General features: G+C 40.4%; 22 protein-coding genes. 8 read left to right on the forward strand and 14 right to left on the reverse strand.

Annotated elements, in window-relative coordinates; translation table 11 throughout:
• The first annotated feature begins 270 nt into the window (after positions 1-270).
• The 4 genes from ABEQ24_RS11715 to ABEQ24_RS11730 all read left to right on the forward strand — a co-directional run bounded on the left by ABEQ24_RS11715 (position 271) and on the right by ABEQ24_RS11730 (position 4,046).
• Positions 271-642, forward strand: coding sequence for a DnaJ family domain-containing protein (locus tag ABEQ24_RS11715; protein ID WP_430006971.1), 372 nt, complete (start codon positions 271-273; stop codon positions 640-642).
• A gap of 185 nt (positions 643-827) precedes the next feature.
• The gene (locus ABEQ24_RS11720; protein ID WP_430006972.1) at positions 828-1,952 is read left to right on the forward strand and encodes an AI-2E family transporter; all 1,125 of its coding nucleotides are present in this window, start codon (positions 828-830) and stop codon (positions 1,950-1,952) included.
• Positions 1,953-2,013: 61 nt separating this feature from the next.
• Positions 2,014-2,982: a cation diffusion facilitator family transporter gene (locus ABEQ24_RS11725; RefSeq protein WP_430006973.1), complete on the forward strand. Its 969-nt coding sequence runs from the start codon at positions 2,014-2,016 to the stop codon at positions 2,980-2,982.
• A 203-nt stretch (positions 2,983-3,185) separates the two neighbouring features.
• Positions 3,186-4,046, forward strand: coding sequence for a DUF6612 family protein (locus tag ABEQ24_RS11730; RefSeq protein WP_430006974.1), 861 nt, complete (start codon positions 3,186-3,188; stop codon positions 4,044-4,046).
• Between the two features lie 75 nt (positions 4,047-4,121).
• Here the strand turns inward: ABEQ24_RS11730 and ABEQ24_RS11735 are convergent, their stop codons facing one another.
• The 6 genes from ABEQ24_RS11735 to ABEQ24_RS11760 all read right to left on the reverse strand — a co-directional run bounded on the left by ABEQ24_RS11735 (position 4,122) and on the right by ABEQ24_RS11760 (position 9,043).
• Positions 4,122-4,649 carry a YfiT family bacillithiol transferase gene (locus ABEQ24_RS11735; protein WP_430006975.1) on the reverse strand — a complete coding sequence of 176 codons (528 nt, stop codon included), beginning with the start codon at positions 4,647-4,649 and terminating at the stop codon, positions 4,122-4,124.
• Between the two features lie 29 nt (positions 4,650-4,678).
• The gene (chrA, locus tag ABEQ24_RS11740) at positions 4,679-5,851 is read right to left on the reverse strand and encodes a chromate efflux transporter (protein WP_430006976.1); all 1,173 of its coding nucleotides are present in this window, start codon (positions 5,849-5,851) and stop codon (positions 4,679-4,681) included.
• Positions 5,852-5,855: 4 nt separating this feature from the next.
• Positions 5,856-6,158 carry a PadR family transcriptional regulator gene (locus tag ABEQ24_RS11745; protein WP_430006977.1) on the reverse strand — a complete coding sequence of 101 codons (303 nt, stop codon included), beginning with the start codon at positions 6,156-6,158 and terminating at the stop codon, positions 5,856-5,858.
• A 169-nt stretch (positions 6,159-6,327) separates the two neighbouring features.
• On the reverse strand, positions 6,328-6,798 hold the full coding sequence (locus ABEQ24_RS11750; RefSeq protein WP_430006978.1) for a FixH family protein: 471 nt from the start codon (positions 6,796-6,798) through the stop codon (positions 6,328-6,330).
• Between the two features lie 134 nt (positions 6,799-6,932).
• Positions 6,933-8,141 (reverse strand): amidohydrolase, encoded by a 1,209-nt coding sequence (locus ABEQ24_RS11755; protein WP_430006979.1) that lies wholly within the window; start codon positions 8,139-8,141, stop codon positions 6,933-6,935.
• A 26-nt stretch (positions 8,142-8,167) separates the two neighbouring features.
• On the reverse strand, positions 8,168-9,043 hold the full coding sequence (locus ABEQ24_RS11760; protein WP_430006980.1) for a LysR family transcriptional regulator: 876 nt from the start codon (positions 9,041-9,043) through the stop codon (positions 8,168-8,170).
• Positions 9,044-9,163: 120 nt separating this feature from the next.
• On the opposite strand from ABEQ24_RS11760, the gene ABEQ24_RS11765 reads away from it, so the two are divergent.
• Entirely contained in the window at positions 9,164-9,292 is a 129-nt protein-coding gene (locus ABEQ24_RS11765) for a hypothetical protein (RefSeq protein ID WP_430006981.1), read from the forward strand.
• Positions 9,293-9,392: 100 nt separating this feature from the next.
• Positions 9,393-10,664 carry a uracil/xanthine transporter gene (locus ABEQ24_RS11770; protein WP_430006982.1) on the forward strand — a complete coding sequence of 424 codons (1,272 nt, stop codon included), beginning with the start codon at positions 9,393-9,395 and terminating at the stop codon, positions 10,662-10,664.
• A 609-nt stretch (positions 10,665-11,273) separates the two neighbouring features.
• Here the strand turns inward: ABEQ24_RS11770 and ABEQ24_RS11775 are convergent.
• The 4 genes from ABEQ24_RS11775 to ABEQ24_RS11790 all read right to left on the reverse strand — a co-directional run bounded on the left by ABEQ24_RS11775 (position 11,274) and on the right by ABEQ24_RS11790 (position 14,026).
• Positions 11,274-11,663, reverse strand: coding sequence for an RDD family protein (locus ABEQ24_RS11775; protein ID WP_430006983.1), 390 nt, complete (start codon positions 11,661-11,663; stop codon positions 11,274-11,276).
• Between the two features lie 406 nt (positions 11,664-12,069).
• Entirely contained in the window at positions 12,070-12,789 is a 720-nt protein-coding gene (locus ABEQ24_RS11780; RefSeq protein WP_430006984.1) for a hypothetical protein, read from the reverse strand.
• Positions 12,786-13,661, reverse strand: coding sequence for an ABC transporter ATP-binding protein (locus ABEQ24_RS11785; protein WP_430006985.1), 876 nt, complete (start codon positions 13,659-13,661; stop codon positions 12,786-12,788). The genes ABEQ24_RS11780 and ABEQ24_RS11785 overlap by 4 nt, the downstream gene beginning before the upstream one ends.
• Positions 13,658-14,026 (reverse strand): GntR family transcriptional regulator, encoded by a 369-nt coding sequence (locus ABEQ24_RS11790; protein WP_430006986.1) that lies wholly within the window; start codon positions 14,024-14,026, stop codon positions 13,658-13,660. Before ABEQ24_RS11790 ends, ABEQ24_RS11785 begins: the two co-directional genes overlap by 4 nt.
• Before the next feature lie 433 nt (positions 14,027-14,459).
• Between ABEQ24_RS11790 and ABEQ24_RS11795 the strand changes: the two genes are divergently transcribed.
• Positions 14,460-14,777 (forward strand): ArsR/SmtB family transcription factor, encoded by a 318-nt coding sequence (locus ABEQ24_RS11795; RefSeq protein WP_430006987.1) that lies wholly within the window; start codon positions 14,460-14,462, stop codon positions 14,775-14,777.
• 66 nt (positions 14,778-14,843) lie between these two features.
• Here the strand turns inward: ABEQ24_RS11795 and ABEQ24_RS11800 are convergent, their stop codons facing one another.
• Both ABEQ24_RS11800 and ABEQ24_RS11805 read right to left on the reverse strand, forming a co-directional pair.
• Positions 14,844-15,323 (reverse strand): CarD family transcriptional regulator, encoded by a 480-nt coding sequence (locus ABEQ24_RS11800; RefSeq protein ID WP_430006988.1) that lies wholly within the window; start codon positions 15,321-15,323, stop codon positions 14,844-14,846.
• 135 nt (positions 15,324-15,458) lie between these two features.
• Positions 15,459-16,271 (reverse strand): YihY/virulence factor BrkB family protein, encoded by an 813-nt coding sequence (locus ABEQ24_RS11805; RefSeq protein WP_430006989.1) that lies wholly within the window; start codon positions 16,269-16,271, stop codon positions 15,459-15,461.
• A 129-nt stretch (positions 16,272-16,400) separates the two neighbouring features.
• On the opposite strand from ABEQ24_RS11805, the gene ABEQ24_RS11810 reads away from it, so the two are divergent.
• Positions 16,401-17,051, forward strand: a complete 651-nt coding sequence (locus ABEQ24_RS11810; RefSeq protein ID WP_430006990.1) for a phosphatase PAP2 family protein — start codon at positions 16,401-16,403, stop codon at positions 17,049-17,051.
• Positions 17,052-17,087: 36 nt separating this feature from the next.
• Here the strand turns inward: ABEQ24_RS11810 and ABEQ24_RS11815 are convergent, their stop codons facing one another.
• The gene (locus ABEQ24_RS11815; RefSeq protein WP_430007021.1) at positions 17,088-18,359 is read right to left on the reverse strand and encodes a Glu/Leu/Phe/Val family dehydrogenase; all 1,272 of its coding nucleotides are present in this window, start codon (positions 18,357-18,359) and stop codon (positions 17,088-17,090) included.
• 42 nt (positions 18,360-18,401) lie between these two features.
• Positions 18,402-19,604: an ornithine--oxo-acid transaminase gene (locus ABEQ24_RS11820; RefSeq protein ID WP_430006991.1), complete on the reverse strand. Its 1,203-nt coding sequence runs from the start codon at positions 19,602-19,604 to the stop codon at positions 18,402-18,404.
• Between the last annotated feature and the right edge of the window lie 8 nt (positions 19,605-19,612).

The raw sequence follows: 19,612 nt of genomic DNA on the forward strand, positions 1-19,612 counted from the left end.
AGGTTTTTCTTTTTCACGAATTTGACTAAAGTACTCTCCGCTAGACCGAGGCATTGTTAGGGAAAAGTAGCTCTTGAATCGTTCCCTCCTAAACCGAATTTCGATCTGACCACGAATCTTACCCTCCGAAACCGGATTTCGATCTGAGAGGGTACGCAAGTCCACAAATCGAACGGCGTTAACAAAATAACGGTATTAGAGGTTAGTAAAGGCAGGACTTTCCAGATCCATCAAGAAGTTATCCTTATCAGATTTACGGGAGGGATTTTCTTGAAAAAGAGGAATGATGACTTATCAAACAGAGATTTAATCGGCTCTATCTATAAGGATTTTGAAAAAAAAGGCGGTGCTGAAAAATTGCCGGGCATGGGCAAGCCTTTTCCAAAAGGTGCTCTGGAAGGAGATATTTTCACAAAAATCGTCAAAAACGCAAACTACCTGCCTGCATGGGTTAAATTGCAGAAAGAGATTAAGCAGCGCATAGAAAACTTGATGAAGCTGAGTGATGATGAAAAACGGACAGCAGAAGCAGAATTGATTAATAAAGAGATTATGAAATACAACCGCTCTTGTCCCGCCGCCCTGCAAAAAAACTTAATTTCTCTTAGTGAGCTTGAAAAACATTATAAACTTTGGGAATAACAAATAAAGATAAACCTATGTCCATTCAAAAAATAGAGTTCACTGATGAAACCGGGAAATGATGCTTTCATGCTATAATGAAAACAATTTTGTTTCACCTTTTCTCCTTATGGGAAAAGCTACATATGGCAAATCTCCGCAAACTCATGGAATTGAGAAATACATCAAAAGGTGGTGCATATCATTTGCCGAAAGACAAACTTTTTAAAATTGGATATGGAATCATTATTTTTTTAACGATTATTCTGCTGTCAACTAAAGTAGATTTCATTTTCAGACCGCTTGAAATCATATTCACGACCCTGTTTTTTCCCTTTTTGGTTTCAGGGATCATCTTTTATTTACTTCGCCCAATCGTACGGTTTTTAGGCAGAAAAGGTGTTCCGAATACCATTTCGATCATCATTATTTATTTGCTGGTCATTGGACTTGGAACCTTGCTTGTATTCTTGATCGGGCCGGTTATTCAAAAACAATTTCAAGAACTGATCAAAAACTTTCCTCAGATTGTGCAAACCCTTCAGGATAATCTTCTCGCTCTAAGAGAAAATAAATGGTTCGCCAGGTTTGAACAGAATGATATTCTGACATTTGAAAAGATGACAGCCTCTGTAACAGACTATTTCCAGTCGAATGTCAGCAACATAGGCAGCCGTGTTTCTAATTTCATTGGAATTCTGACAAGCATTGCAACTATCTTTGTAACCGTGCCGTTTATTGTTTTTTATTTGCTGAAAGACGGTGAATATGCGCCAAAGCAGGTTTTGCGCTTTTTGCCCTATACAAAAGCAAACGAAGCCAAGCTTATTTTAAAAGATATGGATCATGCACTAAGCTCCTACATTCAAGGACAGGCACTTGTGAGCCTTGTGGTTGGCGTGATGATGTACATAGGCTATTTAATCATCGGGCTTGATTATTCCATCCTTCTTGCCATGTTTGCGATGCTGACAAACGTCATCCCATTCCTTGGGCCGTTTATCGCAGTAATCCCTGCGGTCATTGTTGGCTTCCTGGATTCACCTTTTATGGTCATACAAGTGCTCATCGTTGTAATTGTCGTTCAGCAAATCGACGGAAATGTTTCCTCGCCGCTGATCATGGGCAAGAGACTTGATATTCACCCATTGACCATCATCCTGCTGCTGATTGTGGCTGGAAGCATGGGAGGATTGCTTGGAATGCTTCTTGCCGTTCCGACCTATGCTATATTGAAGGTCATTTGCAGCCACTCTTACAGACTTTACCTTCTCCGGAAAGAACGGCTTGATCCAATCCGGAACACGAATATTGACATTGAAACGGAGTAATTTCTGTCAGTTTGAAGGATAGTAACTATAGAAAAATAATCATGATTTGGCAGGTGGTCATATGACGTTTTTTCAGCTACTTAAAAAAGGGAATAAATCATCAGGCATTGCAGCTCTCGGAAATACTGCGCTAACTATTATTAAAGGAATTGCTGCTTTTATAAGCGGCAATGGAACGATGTTCGCCACTACTTTGCATTCAGCTGCCGATGCCATCAACCAGGGTTTTGTGTTTGTCGGAAGCGCTCTTGCTGAAAAAGCTCCGACAAAACGTTTTCCGACAGGTTTCGGACGGGTCGTAAATCTCTTCGTCCTGATAGCGGTAATTGTGATTTCCATCATGGCATATGAAACACTCCATAAAGGCTGGGAACTGATTCAACACCCTAAGGCAACAACAAATATCCTGTTAAATGCAAGCATTCTTGTCATCGCCGTTATTATTGATGGTCTCATTCTAATAAAAGCAATGAAAGAAATTGCCCATGAGACCAGAACGGAAGCAAAAGGATTTGCCCTTGCAGCTAATGCGTTCAAAAATGTAAGCCTTGCTTCTCCGCCGACAAGACTTGTTTTCTACGAAGACATCATTGCTACATTTGGTGCACTATTAGCCCTTGTATCTATCGTAGTGTCTTATTTCACCGGCTTGTATGTTTTAGATGGTGTAGGCACTATGCTGATTGGAGTACTGCTGATAGGCATAGCCGTTAAAATCGGATATGAAAATACAATTGGATTAATCGGAGTTGCTGCCCCTAAAGATGTCGAAGACCGGATTGCAGAAATGATTCTCGCTGACCCTGATGTAGAGGACATTAAAAATCTCCGTATTCTTCAGGAAGGCCGCAAATATCATGTTGAAAGCTATCTGGAACTAAAACCCGGGTTATCACTTGCCGTAGCAGATGATATAAAAATACGGGTGAGAGATCACTTATATACCGATCCTGATATTGCCGATGTCACCCTTGGCATCTTCGAGTCAGACGGAGTTAATACATGGGGATTGAATGAAACAACTGAATAAAAACTTAGAGAAAAGGACCATTTAAAAGTGGTCCTTTTCTCATTGTATTATATGTGTTTCAAATTGGATGATAAAGGGAAAAGTTTAAATGTTTTCCAACTACTTTCGGGAGGTAATGGGGAAAAATTGAAACTTTATTAAGTTTTATTCGTTTAAGAAAGTGTACACCTTGAATCACCAAATTGGAGAGGAGTTCGTTTATTTTGAAAAAAACAGGATGGATTGTCAGTTTATTGTTTGCATTGCTTTTAGCTGGATGCGGTCAAAATACCGCTGCTACTGAAGAAAAAGATAACAAAGAAACGGAAACGGAAGCTGAAAGCAAAGAAACAAGTGAAACAGACAAGAAAACAACATCTAAGGAAGTATTGGCAGCAGCCAGTGAAAAATCAGCTGAGCTTAAAAACTTTGCCATGGACGGCACACTGAATATGGTCATGAAATCCGGGGAAGAAACGATGGAAACCAATGCTGATATGCAGACAAAAACAAATGTAGATCCGCTCGTCATGCAGCAGACGATGAAAATGGAAGCTGAAGGCCAGACAAATACCATTGATATGTATATGGATGAGGAATTCATTTACATAAAAGATCTGCAGTCAGGCGGATGGGTGAAAATGAAACAGGCTGGACCAGGCATGGGCGAAATGATGAATCAGCAAAAAACGATGACTCCAGCTGAACAAATCAAACAGCTGGAGCAAATGGCAGATGAAATCAACATGGAAGAAACTGATAGTGAATATATCTTAAATATTAAAGGCAATGGTGAAAAATTGATGAGCCTTACAGGTAATATGATGGGCTCTGATCCTGCCATGCAGGCAGCATTGGAACAAATGGACATTGAACAAATTGATTATACGTACACGCTGGACAAAGAAACCTATTTTCCAAAATCATTAAAGATGGACATAAAAATGTTTATAACTGAACAGGAGCAGAAGATCGAAATGCAGCAAACCATCACTTCTCAATTCTCAGAAATGAATGAACTTGAGAACTTATCTATTCCTGAAGAAGTAATAAATGAAGCAGTTGAGGTTGACCCAGCTGCATAGAAAAGCTGAACCGTCCGTTTAGCTCATGCAAACCATAAAAACAGGAGATCTTCTTAGTGAAGATCTCCTGTTTTCTTACCAGCCCATTCTTTCTCTAAGGCTTTCTATATGTGCAATATGATGATTGCCATGCCATGCATAAACACCAAATGTTTCTGCAAGTGTAGCTGATGTTTTATTCTCAGGATGAAAAAATGTCCTGTTAAAATCCGATTCAGATAGAGTCGCCGCAAGCAGGATCAATCGCTTATGAAGAGATTCAAGCAGCACGAGTGACACGTCAATTTCCCCATGCTTTGAATCAGCCAATTCTGCCCATTCCTTTTCCTCATACGTACGAATAACCGGGTTTTCTTCTGTTAAGCCAAGTTTTATTCTTATATAAGCGTTCATATGACTGTCTGCCACATGATGAACCACTTGGCGAACGCTCCACCCTCCTTCGCGGTAAGGCGTATCCAGCTGTGAATCTGATAAATCCAATACGGCTGCTTTTAATCTTGATGGTGCTGCAGACAGTTCATGGAGCCAGCTTTCCAAATGGACCGGTTCTATTTTTTCTGGACCATGAAAAAAACCAATAGGATATTTTAAATCTTTCATTTATCATCCCCCCCATACAAATCTATTCATTACCCTATATATTGAATCACAATTCCCCCAAGTGCTGCTGCCAATACTACAAGCCAAGGCGGCAGCTTCCAATAGACAAGAAGGGCAAAGGCTATTAGAGCGAGGGCAAAGTCACCCGTCGATTTTATGGAACTAGTCCATACTGGATTGTAAAGAGCTGCAAGCAGAATGCCGACTACTGCAGCATTCACTCCCATTAATGCTGCTTGGACGCTGCTTTTTTCTCTTAGCGTATTCCAAAACGGGAGCATGGCAACTACAAGCAGAAACGATGGTAAAAACATGGCTGCTGTCGCAGCAATTGCCCCAGAGAAACCATTCATCGATGCACCAAGATAGCTTGCAAATGTAAACAGAGGTCCCGGAACTGCCTGTGCAGCTCCATAACCGGCAAGGAAAATCTCTTCACTTATCCACCCCTGCGGAACGACTTCCCGTTCAATCATCGGAAGTACCACATGTCCTCCGCCAAATACGATGGAACCAACCCGGTAAAAAGTATCAAACATTGCCGTCCAAATAGAAGGAAACACTTGCCTGATTACTGGAAGAAGAATCAGCAGTCCAAAAAATAAGATCCAGGCAACTATACCTGTCTTCTTGTTAATGGATATATTCAGGTTTTCTGCCTTTGGAACCTCTTTATTTTTATACATCCAATAACCCGCAGCACCTGCAATTAAGATAATGGCGATTTGCACAAGTGCGGTCGGAAAGAAAAGAGCGGAGACAGCTGCAATGACCGCAATCGTAATTCTTGGTCTGTCTGGAGTGAGGTTCTTTCCCATGCCTAAAATGGCCTGCGCGACTACTGCCACAGCAACAATCTTAAGACCATTGATCCAGCCTGCATCTTCCGCCTGAAAACCTGTAACAAAATAAGCAAATAAGATGAGGGCAACAACAGATGGCATTGTAAAGCCAAACCATGATAAAAATCCTCCCACCATGCCCCCCCGGACTATGCCAATCGAAATTCCGACCTGACTGCTCGCCGGTCCAGGAAGGAACTGACACAAAGCAACTAAATCAGCATAACTCCGTTCATCAAGCCACTTCCGTTTCTTTACATATTCATCTCTGAAATAACCTAAATGTGCAATCGGACCTCCAAATGAGGTCAGTCCAAGCTTTGTAGAAACAAGCAGGATTTCTATCCACGTTTTAAACATTTTTTCACAATTCCTCCTTTAATACTTCTCTTGCAAGCTCTCTCAGCATCGCTTTTGATTTCTCGAGTGCTTCCTCCCCTTCTTTTGTAATGCTGTAGTACTTGCGGATCCGGCCATTTTCTTTTTTATCTTCCCTAGTAAGAAACCCTGCTTCCTCAAGGTTGTGCAGGTATGGATAGAGAGTTCCCGGTCCAATTTCATAGCCGTGGCTGCGCAATTCCTCAATCATGAATGAGCCGTAGACCGGCTCAATTTTTGCATGATACAGAATATGAATTTTAATAGCTCCTAAAATAAATTCACGCATTTTTAAGATGCGCCTCCTTAATATCGGATTTCGATATTGATTAGCGATATTGTAACAAATAATTATTAATTCTATGTAAAGATTTAATGAAAATTGTAAGACTGTCCTTAGAAACCATGCTTTTCAGTTTTTTAGAAATAAAAAAAATCAGGGGATAATCCCTGACTTGTTAGTGATGACTGTGGTCATCTCCGGTATTTTCTTCCTTTTCATGTTCATCTGCTTTTACAGATTCTTCTTCAGCAGCTTTTCCTACAGTGAATTCTTTTTTAGGCATAACGTGTAGATCACGGGCAGTCACATGAGTCTGAACAAAATACGGGCCATCTTCACTGAATGTTTTTTTAATTTCATAGATGCCTTTGCCTTTATGTACCGCTTTAATCATTTCACTGTCGTCTTTACTCCCAGCTTTCCATATTTCAAATTGCACGTCAGATGCATCATCCACAGCTTCATCGCCTTGTGTAACAGCAACAGAGATTGTTTCCTCTTTATTCCTGCTGATTTCAGCTGGCAGTCTTATATCTGCGTTTACCATTAACGAACCTTCAGCCGTTTTATCGCCGGATTCAGATGCGCATGCAGCGCTAAACAGAACACATGTCAGTAAAAATAAAGCTGATAGTATACGTTTCATTTCTATTTCCTCTCCTATTAAGAAGCAAGTCTATACACGATACCCATTGTAACCGCTTTACCCATTTATAGTCAAAATCTCCCGGCAATCACATACTCACTATTACGCTTTATACCTGGCTTAAAAATATGACTTTATGCTTCAAATACGATATTGCCTTTAAATAGAACAGCTTTACGTTTTGACCTTCTGGCTACAGCTTCTGCTGAACATGACGCTTCCGCAAGAACAAAGCTTGCCACATCTCCAGCCTTTGGCCATACTTGTTCCCCTTCTTTTGAAAGCGGTGTAATTCCTTTAGTGATATAGCCTAGCGCCTGACTTAAGCTGAGCTCGTCCTTCCAGCGATTTAACTGTGCCAGTGTATTTGCCTTCTCAAGCATATCTCCTGTGCCAAATGGATCCCAGTGATCTGTAATACTGTCTGTGCCTAAATGCACATCCACCCCTTTTGACTTCATTAATGAAAGCGGCATTTTAAAATCAAGCGGAGCAGTTGATGCTATATTGACTCCTGCTTCTAAAAATCTGAGTGCAAGCTCCCCCGCTTCTCCTTCAGTTAAAGAAGCAAGTCCAAAGCCGTGGCTGATTGTTATTTGTTTCTTAAGTTTTGCCTCTTCAATCATACTGACTAAGCGTTTCATTGTGTAAACTCCCAAGTGGCCCCTGTCATGCAAATGAAGATCGATTCCGGCATCAAATTCTGCGGCGATGTCCACCATTGCAGACAATGATTTTTCAATATCTTCATCCACTGTTGCAGGATCAACTCCCCCAACAAGATTGGCGCCATTTCTCATCGCATCTTTCACAAGCTGCACACTGCCGCTTCGAAGCAAGCCGTGCTGCGGGAATGCGACAATCTCACCTTCAAGCTTATCTTTATAGGTATGAAATGCATGATGAAGAAATTCGAGATGCTGTAATCCGATTACTTGATCTACGTTGCAATGTGATCTCACAAACGTCGTTCCATTCTTAAGCTCAAGCTGCAGAATTCTTTCTGCCCGCTCTTTAACAAACGGAAGCTGATCGAGCAGCAGTGTCTTCTCTTCCTCGATGCGGGAAAAGATACTCTCCGCTTTAACTGGAGCCTTCCACCTTCCGCCATAATAGGTTTTATCAAGGTGGATGTGCATTTCTGAAAACGATGGTAAAGCTAGTGCCCCTTTTGCATCATAGATCTCACAGTCACCCTCAATCCCATTTCCGGCAGGGGCTATTTCTTTAAACCTTCCATCTTCTAGGCATAAATCATAAACCATTGTTTCCGTTTCGGTATAATTTTCACCCAATTTATAACCCGTTTCTAAAACAACATTTCTCACCCATAGTTTCTTCATATCTTTACCCCTCCGTATGTATAGCCTTATTCCCCTTCATGCAAAAGTTCAATGAAATTTTGAGCTGTTTTTGGCAAATAGTGATTTTTAAGAGATATCACCCCTGATTCCCCGAGTTTTTCTGTGTCTTCAATTAAATAAACATGCAGATCTTTCAGTGAATTTAGTTTCACAACTGTTTCCGGTACTATCGTAGAGCCAAAACTCGAGGAAACCAAATCAAATAGAATGGAAATATCTGAGCACTCACACATAATGTCTGGATGAAGTCCTCTGTTTGAAAATGCAGAAGAAATTTTGTTATATAAACCAAGCCCCTCTGTGCTTGGAATAATGAGCGGAACATCCGTAAGCTCTTCTAGTGCAATAGAAGGGGATCCCTTTTTAGTTGAATCAGCTGTCACGAAATAAAACGGTTCCGGTTTGAGCATAATCACATCAAATTCATTGAGTTCAAGCGGCAATCTCACTATTGCAAGATCAATGACTCTTTCTTTAAGGAGCTTGCAAAGCTGTGCGGATTCATTCTGCTGAATTTTATATGATACATCAGGATACCTTTTCTGAAACGTTCTCAAAAATCTCGGCAAGTCATAGCTGGATAACGTATTTACACCGATAGAAAGCTTTCCTGTTTTACCTGTTCCAGTTTCTTTGACTTCGAGCACTGCTTCTTCCATGGCATCAGTTATTTTCAGGGCATGCTGATACAGCTTATGTCCAGCATCTGTCAGTGCTAGTGATTTCCCCTTTCTTTCCGCCAATTGTAAACCAAGCTCTGTTTCCATCGCTTTAAGCTGCTGGCTGAGCGGCGGCTGTGCCATTTTTAAACGATTGGCTGCAGCCGTTATCTGGCCTTCTTCCGCAATGGCGATAAAATACTTCATTTGCCTGATATCCATATGTAACCTGCCTTCTTCGTATACTAAAATGATATAGTTTATTCATTATATAAATATTTTTCATATATTTAACTGTATGATAGCATAATAGGAAACGAAAAAAAATGGAGAGAAAAACCATTGCTGCATAAATCATTATTTATTACTGTTATCCTTTTTATCATCATGCTACTTGTGGTCTTTGGTTTTCATGAAGAAGAGCTCAGAGCAGACAGCGAGCCTCTTACATACGGGGAATTAGCTGGTTAACTAAATGTGGTTTATTATGATCATAGATTATGCCAAATCTTTTAGATTCAAAGCTTATTCTCATTTTGTTCATAGATATAAAAGAAAAAGGGGAAAGAATATGACACTATCAAAATTAACAACGCCGCTTGCTTCGATACAGTGGCTCTTCTTTATTTTTGCCAATACGATTGTTGTTCCTATCTCAGTAGGAGCTGCATTTGAACTAACTCCGGATCAAATTGCCATAACCCTAAGAAGCTCTTTGATTTTCACAGGTCTCGCATGCTTTCTGCAAGGGTGGATTGGCCACAAATACCCTTTAATGGAAGGTCACTCAGGGATTATATGGGGGCTGATATTAAATCTCGGCATGTCAGCTTCTGTACTCGGCATGAGCTTTGCTCAAATTGGCGGAGGAATTGCTACAGGCATACTGCTTGCAGGAATGACAACCATTATTCTGGCTGCATTAAATCTCACTTCTGCCGTGCAAAAGGTTTTCACACCTATGGTTGCCAGTGTGTATCTTTTTCTGCTGGCCTTTCAATTAATACTGACCTTCTTCAAAGGAATGCTGAAAATAGAACCGGACGGAACATTAAATGCCGCTGTAAGTTTATTTTCGATTGCCCTTGTTTTTTTCGTCAGCTTTTTAAAAATAAAAGGAAATGCTTTTCTGGGCAATTTCTCTATACTGCTTGGAATTGCTGTCGGGTGGATTCTCTATCTAATCTTATTTCCTTCTGAAGGATCTATACAGCCCGTTTCCGGCCAGGGATCCATTCTCTTTCCTCTTGGAAAACCGAATCTTGAATGGGGCATTATATTGATAGCCTTTCTTGGCGGCATGATGAACCTCAGCAATACAATTGCTTCCGTTCAGGCTGCCGCAAAACTTTATAAGGATGTTCCAGACTCTGCTCAATATAGAAGATCGTTTTTTTTAACTGGCACTTATTCCGTATGTGCCTCCCTGCTTGGCCTTGTCTCTTATGCACCTTTTACATCGACAATCGGATTTTTAGAAAGCACTCAACTATTTAAACGCAAACCCTTTTTCATTGGCGGGGCACTCATTACCCTTTTAGGCATTTTCCCGCCGCTTGTAGCTATTCTTATTACCCTTCCAATAACAGTCGGAAACGCAGTCCTTTTCGTTGCCTATCTGCAGCTTTTCGGCACAGCACTTAAAAGCATTCAAGGAACAAGCTTTGACTCAAAAACCATTTTCCGGATTGCAGCGCCTCTATTGCTCGGAGTAAGCATCATGAACACAGATCCTGCAGTCTTCCAGAATCTATCAGTCTATATTTCGCCCCTCCTCTCAAACGGTCTTATGATGGGAATTCTGCTTTCTATTCTGCTAGAGGCTTTTGTGAAGTGGGAATAATTAGAAAAGCGGAATCGCCTGTTTAGCTCCGACAGACAGATAAGGATACGCCAGTAAAGGCGCTTTTTGCCTTTGCTGGCGTATCCGTTCTGGCCGAGGAGTTGGGCGGTGGAGCTGGACAAAGTGTTAAACAGAACTACCTGATTTGTTCTGGCCGAGGGGCTAGGAGATGGAGCTAGACAAAGCCGAAAAGCGGAAGCGACTGTTCAGACTCGGGCAGACAGATAAGAATTCCCCCGAAAAGTCCGGGTCCCGCCTTTTTGGGGGAATTTGTTCTGGCCGAGGGGCTAGGAGATGGAGCTAGACAAGCCGAAAAGCGGAAGCGCCCGTTTAGCGCAGGCAGACAAGATAAGGATTCGCCAGTTAATGCGCTTTTTGTCAATACTTTCGAATCCGCTCTGACCGAGTAGCTGGACAAAGCCTAAAGACGGAAGCTGAACTTACACACCCAGCATTTTGGAAACGTGCAAAAGACAAATAGTTATGCTGTTCAACAATACGGGGTGTTTCGTCATTCTTGATGTTTTAGGATTGGTCCCCAGTTACAATTAAGTCGGGGACCGATCTTTTTATTGGTATTCGAACGTAAAAAGATAACTTTTCACCTTTTTACAGTTTTCTTACAACTGTACCTGAAAAACGGTCATGTGGAAGTATCGCTCCTTCTTGGACTTCGAACGTTTTCCGGCTTTTCAAGTAATCTAAAGTACTCACTGTATCCCTAAATCCTATTCGCTTAATGATTTGACAGGGTGTAAGTTCTGAACCATCCTCATTCTCAAGTGCCAGTCCCATTTTTTTGTACCCAATTGTCTGACCTCTTTGGCGCATCTGTGCGTACTCAAGTGTCCACATTACAATAGTCGGTGTTATCAAAGCATGCACTACTTCGCTTTTCACTTTTTTCCGCAAGAAATACTCAACACCAGCAGTCAAAGCGCTTGAAATCGCCAAGTCTATCAGAAACGCTTTCGTTCGTTTTTTCGTTATGGATTTCACCAAAATTCCTCCTCTGATTTTTTCTTTTGATTTCATTTTCTGTTTTTCGTCATTAATAGAAAGACGACTTGCTGAACCTCTATTGCTTCATCTTCTTTTAAGGAGATCCACATTCATTTTAATACCATTTACCAGGGCATTTTCAAACGAGAAGTCTTCATAATCGTTACCAATTGTCCATTCTAAAACTCTTTGATTCATATTCTCTTTATCAAAAGTTAGTATTTGGTCTAGCTATAAGGAATCCTGAATCTTAATCCCAATTATTTCAAATTGAAGTCTAATTAACAACAATTAGTTGCATATAAAAAAAGCTTATCTTGTTCCAGATAAGCCGCCGATTGTAGATAAACCACCTTTGATGAAAAAAGCTGTTTTAATCTGACCACACTTATTAGGCTTTTTACTAATTCTTTTTCGACTTAGCCGTTAACGGTGCATTTCGCATAATAGGATATGTGAGGAACAATGCGATCAGACTGATTATCATCACAAAAGAAACTATCACCATGTCATGAAACTCCTGCGTCACTAACCATTCCCATAATGTTAAATTGATCAAACCGCTGTAGTTTAATAGCGTACCAATGATCACTAACACCAATAACCAGATCAGACTTTTCTTGAATCCGAGTCTATAATATATACTAGAAAACAGAAAAGCGAAGGAGAAGGTAAAAATACCTAATATTAAATCTATTAAATAATAGGACAGGAAGGTATACTCTAGATTAAAAAAGGCTGCTGGATGCAAAATTTTAGCCGCTGCGTCCCAGCGTTCATAAAGTGTTAAGAGCATCCATTGAAAGACGTTTAAAATAAATGTGCTAACCAGAACACTTGCTAAACCCACCACATAAAAGGTTTTTAACAAATTAACCCTAGTACTTCCCAATCCTACTGCTATTGGGAGGATAGTATTGAATCCACTAATTGCAAACAGAGGAATAAAAAAATAAGCTGGTCCTGAGATGGCTGCTACTACATCTTCTCCCAAGGTGAAGAAATATCCAATGAATAACCATAACAAAAGTAAAGGGATGGTTAAATACAGGAAAAGAAACTTCCCTAACAAAAATAGTGCCCCTTCATAAACCATCCTAAATGTTCCGCTGTTCAAGTTCATGTGCTCACCTCATTTCGTTCTTCCGTTCTATTTAATAAATAATCATGTAAGGAGGCTGATTCAATTGATAAGCCATGGGACTGAGCAAAATGCTTCCATTCGTTCGTATAAGGTTCATCAAGCATGACTTTCATTTTCGTACCCATTTCTTGTTGCTCCAACACAGTGTGCGACTGGATGATATTAACAAAAGAAGTCTTCTCTCCACTTAACCAAATGCCTTTTTCCCGCATCGCTTCCATTGTTTCATGGAGAAATACACTGCCATCATGAATGACTACCAACGCTTCACATAGAGTTTGAATTTCTTCGATATGATGGGAGGATAAAAGAATGAGCCTCGGTTTTTCTTCATAACTTTCCAATAATACTTTGTGAAATTTCTTTCGCATGCCTATATCTAAACCATTAGTCGGTTCGTCAAGTATTGTTATATCAGCATTACTGGAGATGCCGATAATAAATTGCAGTGCCGATTTCATACCTTTAGAGAGACTTGATACATATTTGTTTTCATCTAAATTAAACACAGTTAAAAGCTCTTCAGCAAAATTCATATCAAAATTTGGATTGTAATAATCGCCAAAGCGTAACGCATCTTTCACCTTCCAAATCTTACTGAATGGATGCTCTTCTTGCATATAACATAAATGATTATTTGTTCGATTATCGTTATAAGGATTAAATCCCTGTATTTTTATCTCCCCTTGATCAGGTTTTATATGACCAGCTAACAACCTCATAAAAGTTGTTTTCCCAGTTCCATTTCGCCCCCAAAGTCCAACGATGATCTTCTCACTCTCCGACAAATTAAAGTTATGCAATATTCTGTTTGAATCATAACTAAAGTGAACCTGATTGATTTCTATCATGATAGATCCTCCTTTTTAATTAATTGGATAATCTTTTGAACATCCATCCCTAGACGTGCCCCCTCTTCTAATAAAGGAGTTATATAATTCTGATGATATTGTTTCTGCCGTTCATCTATTATCTTTTGATAAGCCCCTTCACTCACAAACATTCCGATACCTCTTTGTTTATAAATAAAAGCATCATCCACTAACGTTTGAAGCCCTTTTCTTACGGTTGCACGATTAATATTGTAAAAGCGGGACAATTCATTTTCGGAGGGCAATTGTTCTCCTTCTTTTAAATGACCTTCCACGATTTCATCTAATATGATTTGTGCAATTTGTTGAAAAAGCGGCTGATTTTCATCTAATAATGGCTTCAATGCTTCACCTCCAAATCCAAATATATGTTTACTTGGACACTCGACTATACAACTGTACAATATTTTAATTATTTTGTAAAGTTTTTCCACAAAGTTTCTATCGGTTCCAGTTTTCATCATTTGTCTTTGAAATAACAGTAGTCACTTATTCCGTTAAACTGCCCTTTAGCGGATACCTGATATATCCATTTATACATATTTGTCAGATCCGCCCTTATAAAAAACACACCATTTCAACTACAAAATGGTGTGTGATTTTAACTGCAATTTCTATTGAGTTTCAAGAAAAATTGAAATTTTCTCCTCCAAAACGGAACCCGTTCCCTTCATGATAAACGGTTTTTTATTTTCTTTTTTTAAGAGATTTCTCTTGATAAAACATTGTCAAACAGTTTCAGAGCGAATATACTTTAATCCATGAAAGGTGATGAATATGGAACAAACAATTAAAAAAGAACCCTTTGCACGCTATGAAAAAAAATTCAAAGCGCTGGCTGATCAGAAACGGCTGGAAATTCTTCAGCTCATTTGCCGGCACCAGACAGTGTGTGTGGGCGATTTGAGTGAAATGATAAACATGCCCCAATCTAAATTATCCTATCATCTGAAGATTTTATTGGACGCAGAGGTTATTTTTATAGAAAGCAAAGGCACCTGGAGTTATTATTCTTTTAATAAAAATGAAATGAATCAGCTTCTTTCTGAAGAATTGTGCGGACTGTTTAAATCAAGGTGCATAGAGGAAAAGTGATGCTCAGGAATTATTTTTTTCAAAAAATCAAAAAAAAAAAATAGCTTTCACTATTTTGGGCAGAGCTTAAGATATTTTTTTGGTCATCAGCATTTCATTAGCCTGATTTTCCGTACAGCCTTTTATTAATACAAGCTCACTGACAAAAATGTTCTTTGCGTTGTTCAGCATTTGTTTTTCACTTGTATTTAGGGCTTTTTCAATGCTTTTTCGCATGAGGTCTCTTACTACTTCCGCCCCCTGCTGGAATTCTCCTGATTTTATTTTATCCATATTGGTTTTATATCGTTCTTTCCAAGGCAGCTGCTCATCTGATTCTCCGTCATGAAAAACAACTAAGACTTCTTCTAGTTTTATTTGATTTTCAACAGGACGAATTCCGAGCTTTGAAAGTTTTTGCAGAGGGATCATAATCTGCATATTTCCGATTGACAGCTGAATCACAAAGTACTCCTGTTTCTTTCCTTGTATCTCCATCTCTTTTACAGATTCTATAATTCCTGCTCCGTGCATTGGGTACATAATTTTGTCGCCTATTTTGAACAAAAAAACACCTCCATATGGTATCCATTTACATTATACCACACAGAGGTAAATATATAAAATTTTTAATTTTAACATCATTCTTCATTTAATGTCAATAGTTTTTTATTTCCGCAGCGGGAGCCACTGTAGAATGGCTTAAACACATTTCTTCCCGTTCCTCTCACAAACCTTAATGGCGTTGATTTCTCCGCCGATCAAAATGGCAAATCCGGATAAATAAAGCCAGGTTATAAGAACGATGACACCTCCAAGACTGCCGTATGTAGCATTAAAATTCCCAAACTGAGAAACATAAAATGCAAACCCGAGCGATACAAGCTGCCATAAGATGGTTGCAATGATTGCCCCGAAGTAGACTCCTTTTAAAGTCATCTCTTCATTCGGTGCCAAATAATACAAAACCATCAGCACGGCACACATCATCAGAAAAGAGATTAAAAATCTCATCACATTTAAAATAATTTCATTGTCACTGACAAATGAAAAATAATTTCCCACAAATCCGATAATGGCACTTCCAAACACGGGCAGTACAAGTGTTAGAGCAAACGTAATGACAAGACCGATTGTCATAATGACTGCGTGAAAACGAATTTTCCAAAATGGGCGTGTTTCTTCCACAATAAATGCTTTATTTAACGACCTGATGAGGGCATTTGTTGCATTAGATGCTGACCAGATCGTTGCCAAAATACCAAATGACAGCAAGCCTCCGTTAGGTTCACTGATTATCCCTTCTAAATGGTCAGAAAGCATTCCCCCTGCCTCTGCAGGCGCATATTGGTTTATAATATCAACCATACTGCTCATTTCAATATTAAAGTAAGGAAGCAATGCAACCAGGAAAATTAGAAGCGGAAATAAGGACAGTAAAAAGAAATGGGACAGCACTGCTGCCTGATCACCTGTTTCATGCAGCTGGATTCGTTTAATAAGTTCTTTAATCAACCTGAGACACCTCCAATTGTACTATTCTTTTTCCTTAAATCACGTTCTTAAAACCTGAATCCATCATGAATGTTTGCCGAATGAGCAATAGTGGTATTTTGTTAATTAAATACGGTAAGGAGTTTTACAATGAAGAATGATGCACAAGAAAGAATGTCAAAGACATTTATTATGTATTCCATCCTCCTTATTGGAGCTTTCAGTTTTATCTTCATAGAATTTGCAGATGAAGTCATTGAGATGGAACTTAAATCATTTGATCAGAACATCATCCAATACATACATGGATTGCGCACCCCTATGCTTGGTCAAATTATGGCAGGCATTACTTTCCTTGGATCTGTAACCGGCATCATGATTGGAATGTCCATCGCACTTATTGTGCTGTTCATCAATCGCCAGTGGTGGGAAGGCCTGTTTTTAATTGTGGCTGTATCGGGTTCATCTCTATTGAATTATTATCTGAAATGGATGTTTAAACGGGACCGTCCCACATTTAACCCTCTTATTGCCGAAGACGGATATAGTTTTCCGAGCGGACATTCAATGGTTTCCTTTTCATTTATTGGTATTCTCGCCTATTTAACAATATTAAATATCAAAAAAAAGAGTCTTAAGGCTCTGATTATGGCATCTTTCTTTTTATTCGTTTTTTTAATAGGCTTCAGCAGAATTTATCTTGGCGTCCATTACCCGAGTGATGTCATTGCAGGATTTGCTGCGGGAGGCGCGTGGCTCGTCATTTGTATTGTGGCCCTTAAGTTTAAAGCAAAAATATAGAAGAGCCCGGAGAATGATCTCCTGGCTCTTTTCACTTTAAATCCATCCGCGGAAACGGGAAGCTTCCGCCATTTTCCGGCTTCCGATCATATACGCAGCAAGTCTCATGTCTACATTATGGACAAGTGCGGTTTGAAATGTGTTTTCGAAAGAATCAATCATCACTTTTTGAAGTCTTTCTGCTACTTCTTCTTCTGACCAATAATACCCCTGATTATTTTGGACCCACTCGAAGTATGATACTGTCACACCGCCGGCACTTGCCAGCACATCCGGCACGAGAAGAACACCACGCTCCGTCAAGATTCTAGTGGCTTCGATCGTTGTCGGTCCATTTGCAGCCTCGACCACGATAGACGCTTTGATTTGATGCGCATTTTCAGCTGTAATCTGATTGGAAATGGCAGCCGGTACAAGGATGTCGCAATCAAGTGCAAGCAGTTCTTTGTTTGTAATGGTATTCGTAAAAAGTGTTGTTACTGTTCCAAAACTGTCTCGGCGGTCCAGCAAATAGTCGATATCCAAGCCATCTGCATCGTAGAGTGCACCGTATGCATCTGAGATGCCGATTACTTTTGCACCTGCGTCATGCATGAACTTCGAAAGGAAGCTTCCTGCATTGCCGAATCCCTGAATAACTACGCGTGCACCTGCAAGGCTTATGCCTTTTTTCTTAGCTGCTTCTTCTATGCAGATGGTCACGCCTCGGGCTGTTGCTGTTTCTCTTCCGTGTGAACCGCCAAGGACAAGCGGTTTGCCTGTAATGAAACCAGGAGAATCAAATTCGCGGAGCCTGCTGTATTCATCCATCATCCACGCCATGATTTGAGAGTTTGTAAACACATCCGGGGCAGGGATATCTTTCGTGGGACCTACAATTTGGCTGACTGCCCTGACGTATCCGCGGCTCAGTCTTTCCAGTTCTTTAAGTGACATTTCTCTCGGATCGCAGATGATTCCGCCTTTTCCCCCTCCATAGGGCAGATTCACAATGCCGCATTTTAAACTCATCCAAATGGACAGTGCCTTTACCTCATCTTCGCTTACTTCGGGATGAAAGCGCACTCCTCCCTTAGTCGGTCCGACGGCATCGTTGTGCTGTGAGCGGTACCCGGTAAAGACTTTTACCGAGCCATCGTCCATCTGAATCGGAATACGAACCGTGAGCATTCTGACAGGTTCCTTCAGAAGCTCAAAAAATTCTTCTGAGTAGCCTAATTTATTCAATGCCTCTTTAATAATCGTCTGCGTCGATTGAAATAAATTTAAGCTTTCTTTTTCTTTATCTGCCTGTACGTCCTTAATCATCCCCATGATTCCACCCCATTGATATGAATAGTATTTATTTTTTTATTCTGATAACACGCGCGTGATTTTTTCGATTGCCCACTTAAGATCTTTTTCTGAAATCACAAGCGGCGGTGCAAAGCGAATCACTGTTTCATGTGTTTCTTTGCACAGCAGCCCTTCATCTTTCAGTTTTTCGCAGTAAGGACGGGCTGGTACTGTAAGCTCCACCCCAATAAACAAGCCTCTTCCACGCACTTCTTTGATTAGAGGATTCTTAATTTCTGCAAGCTTTTCTTTAAAATAAGCACCTAGCTTAAGCGAACGCTCAGAAAGTTTTTCTTCTTCCAGAACCTGAAGGGCTGCAACAGAAACAGCACATGCAAGAGGATTGCCTCCGAATGTTGAACCGTGTGACCCTGGGTTGAATACACCTAGAATGTCCTTGTTTGCAGCAACGCAGGAAATTGGGAAAACACCGCCTCCAAGAGCTTTGCCTAAAATGTACATATCAGGCTTTACATCTTCCCAGTCACAGGCAAATGTTTTTCCTGATCTGCCGAGCCCTGACTGTATTTCGTCAGCAATAAAAATGACGTTGTTCTCTTTGCACACTTGAGCTGCCTTCTTCAGGAATCCCTGAGGAGGAATGACGATTCCTGCTTCTCCCTGGATCGGCTCGATTAAAAAGGCTGCTGTACTTGGTGTAATGGCTGCTTCCAATGCTGCCAGATCACCATAAGGAATCAGCTTAATTCCAGGGAGCATCGGACCAAAACCGCGCTTGTATTCTTCTTCTGAGGAAAGCGACACAGCTGACATGGTGCGGCCGTGAAAGTTTCCGATGCACGCAATGATTTCAGCGCTGTTTTCAGCAACGCCCTTCACATCATAAGCCCATCTTCGTGCAGCTTTGATAGCTGTTTCCACCGCTTCTGCTCCCGTGTTCATCGGGAGCACCATTTCTTTTTCTGTTAATGCAGCAACAGCCTCGTAGAATGGTCCAAGTTGATCGTTATGAAATGCGCGTGATGTAAGCGTAATTTTATCTGCCTGATCCTTTAGCGCCTGAATGATTTTCGGATGTCTGTGCCCCTGATTGACAGCTGAATAGGAACTAAGCATATCCATATACTTGTTGCCTTCAGGGTCTCTCACCCAAACGCCTTCAGCCTCCGAAATCACAATTGGAAGCGGGTGATAATTGTTTGCACCATATTGGGATGTTTGCTGAATGAGTTCTTGAGATTTTGTCAAAGTTGTCATATGTGTTC

This window comes from Metabacillus idriensis (assembly GCF_050483325.1).
In the GTDB taxonomy this organism is placed as follows: Bacteria; Bacillota; Bacilli; order Bacillales; family Bacillaceae; genus Bacillus_P; species Bacillus_P idriensis_A.

What these genes read in the sequence shown, in the direction of transcription:
- ABEQ24_RS11725 (WP_430006973.1), top strand. Translation starts at nt 2,014, where the DNA reads ATGACGTTTTTTCAGCTACTTAAAAAAGGGAATAAATCATCAGGCATT.
- ABEQ24_RS11735 (WP_430006975.1), bottom strand. Translation starts at nt 4,649, where the DNA reads ATGAAAGATTTAAAATATCCTATTGGTTTTTTTCATGGTCCAGAAAAA.
- chrA (WP_430006976.1), bottom strand. Translation starts at nt 5,851, where the DNA reads ATGTTTAAAACGTGGATAGAAATCCTGCTTGTTTCTACAAAGCTTGGA.
- ABEQ24_RS11745 (WP_430006977.1), bottom strand. Translation starts at nt 6,158, where the DNA reads ATGCGTGAATTTATTTTAGGAGCTATTAAAATTCATATTCTGTATCAT.
- ABEQ24_RS11750 (WP_430006978.1), bottom strand. Translation starts at nt 6,798, where the DNA reads ATGAAACGTATACTATCAGCTTTATTTTTACTGACATGTGTTCTGTTT.
- ABEQ24_RS11755 (WP_430006979.1), bottom strand. Translation starts at nt 8,141, where the DNA reads ATGAAGAAACTATGGGTGAGAAATGTTGTTTTAGAAACGGGTTATAAA.
- ABEQ24_RS11760 (WP_430006980.1), bottom strand. Translation starts at nt 9,043, where the DNA reads ATGGATATCAGGCAAATGAAGTATTTTATCGCCATTGCGGAAGAAGGC.
- ABEQ24_RS11770 (WP_430006982.1), top strand. Translation starts at nt 9,393, where the DNA reads ATGACACTATCAAAATTAACAACGCCGCTTGCTTCGATACAGTGGCTC.
- ABEQ24_RS11780 (WP_430006984.1), bottom strand. Translation starts at nt 12,789, where the DNA reads ATGAACTTGAACAGCGGAACATTTAGGATGGTTTATGAAGGGGCACTA.
- ABEQ24_RS11785 (WP_430006985.1), bottom strand. Translation starts at nt 13,661, where the DNA reads ATGATAGAAATCAATCAGGTTCACTTTAGTTATGATTCAAACAGAATA.
- ABEQ24_RS11795 (WP_430006987.1), top strand. Translation starts at nt 14,460, where the DNA reads ATGGAACAAACAATTAAAAAAGAACCCTTTGCACGCTATGAAAAAAAA.
- ABEQ24_RS11810 (WP_430006990.1), top strand. Translation starts at nt 16,401, where the DNA reads ATGAAGAATGATGCACAAGAAAGAATGTCAAAGACATTTATTATGTAT.
- ABEQ24_RS11815 (WP_430007021.1), bottom strand. Translation starts at nt 18,359, where the DNA reads ATGATTAAGGACGTACAGGCAGATAAAGAAAAAGAAAGCTTAAATTTA.
- ABEQ24_RS11820 (WP_430006991.1), bottom strand. Translation starts at nt 19,604, where the DNA reads ATGACAACTTTGACAAAATCTCAAGAACTCATTCAGCAAACATCCCAA.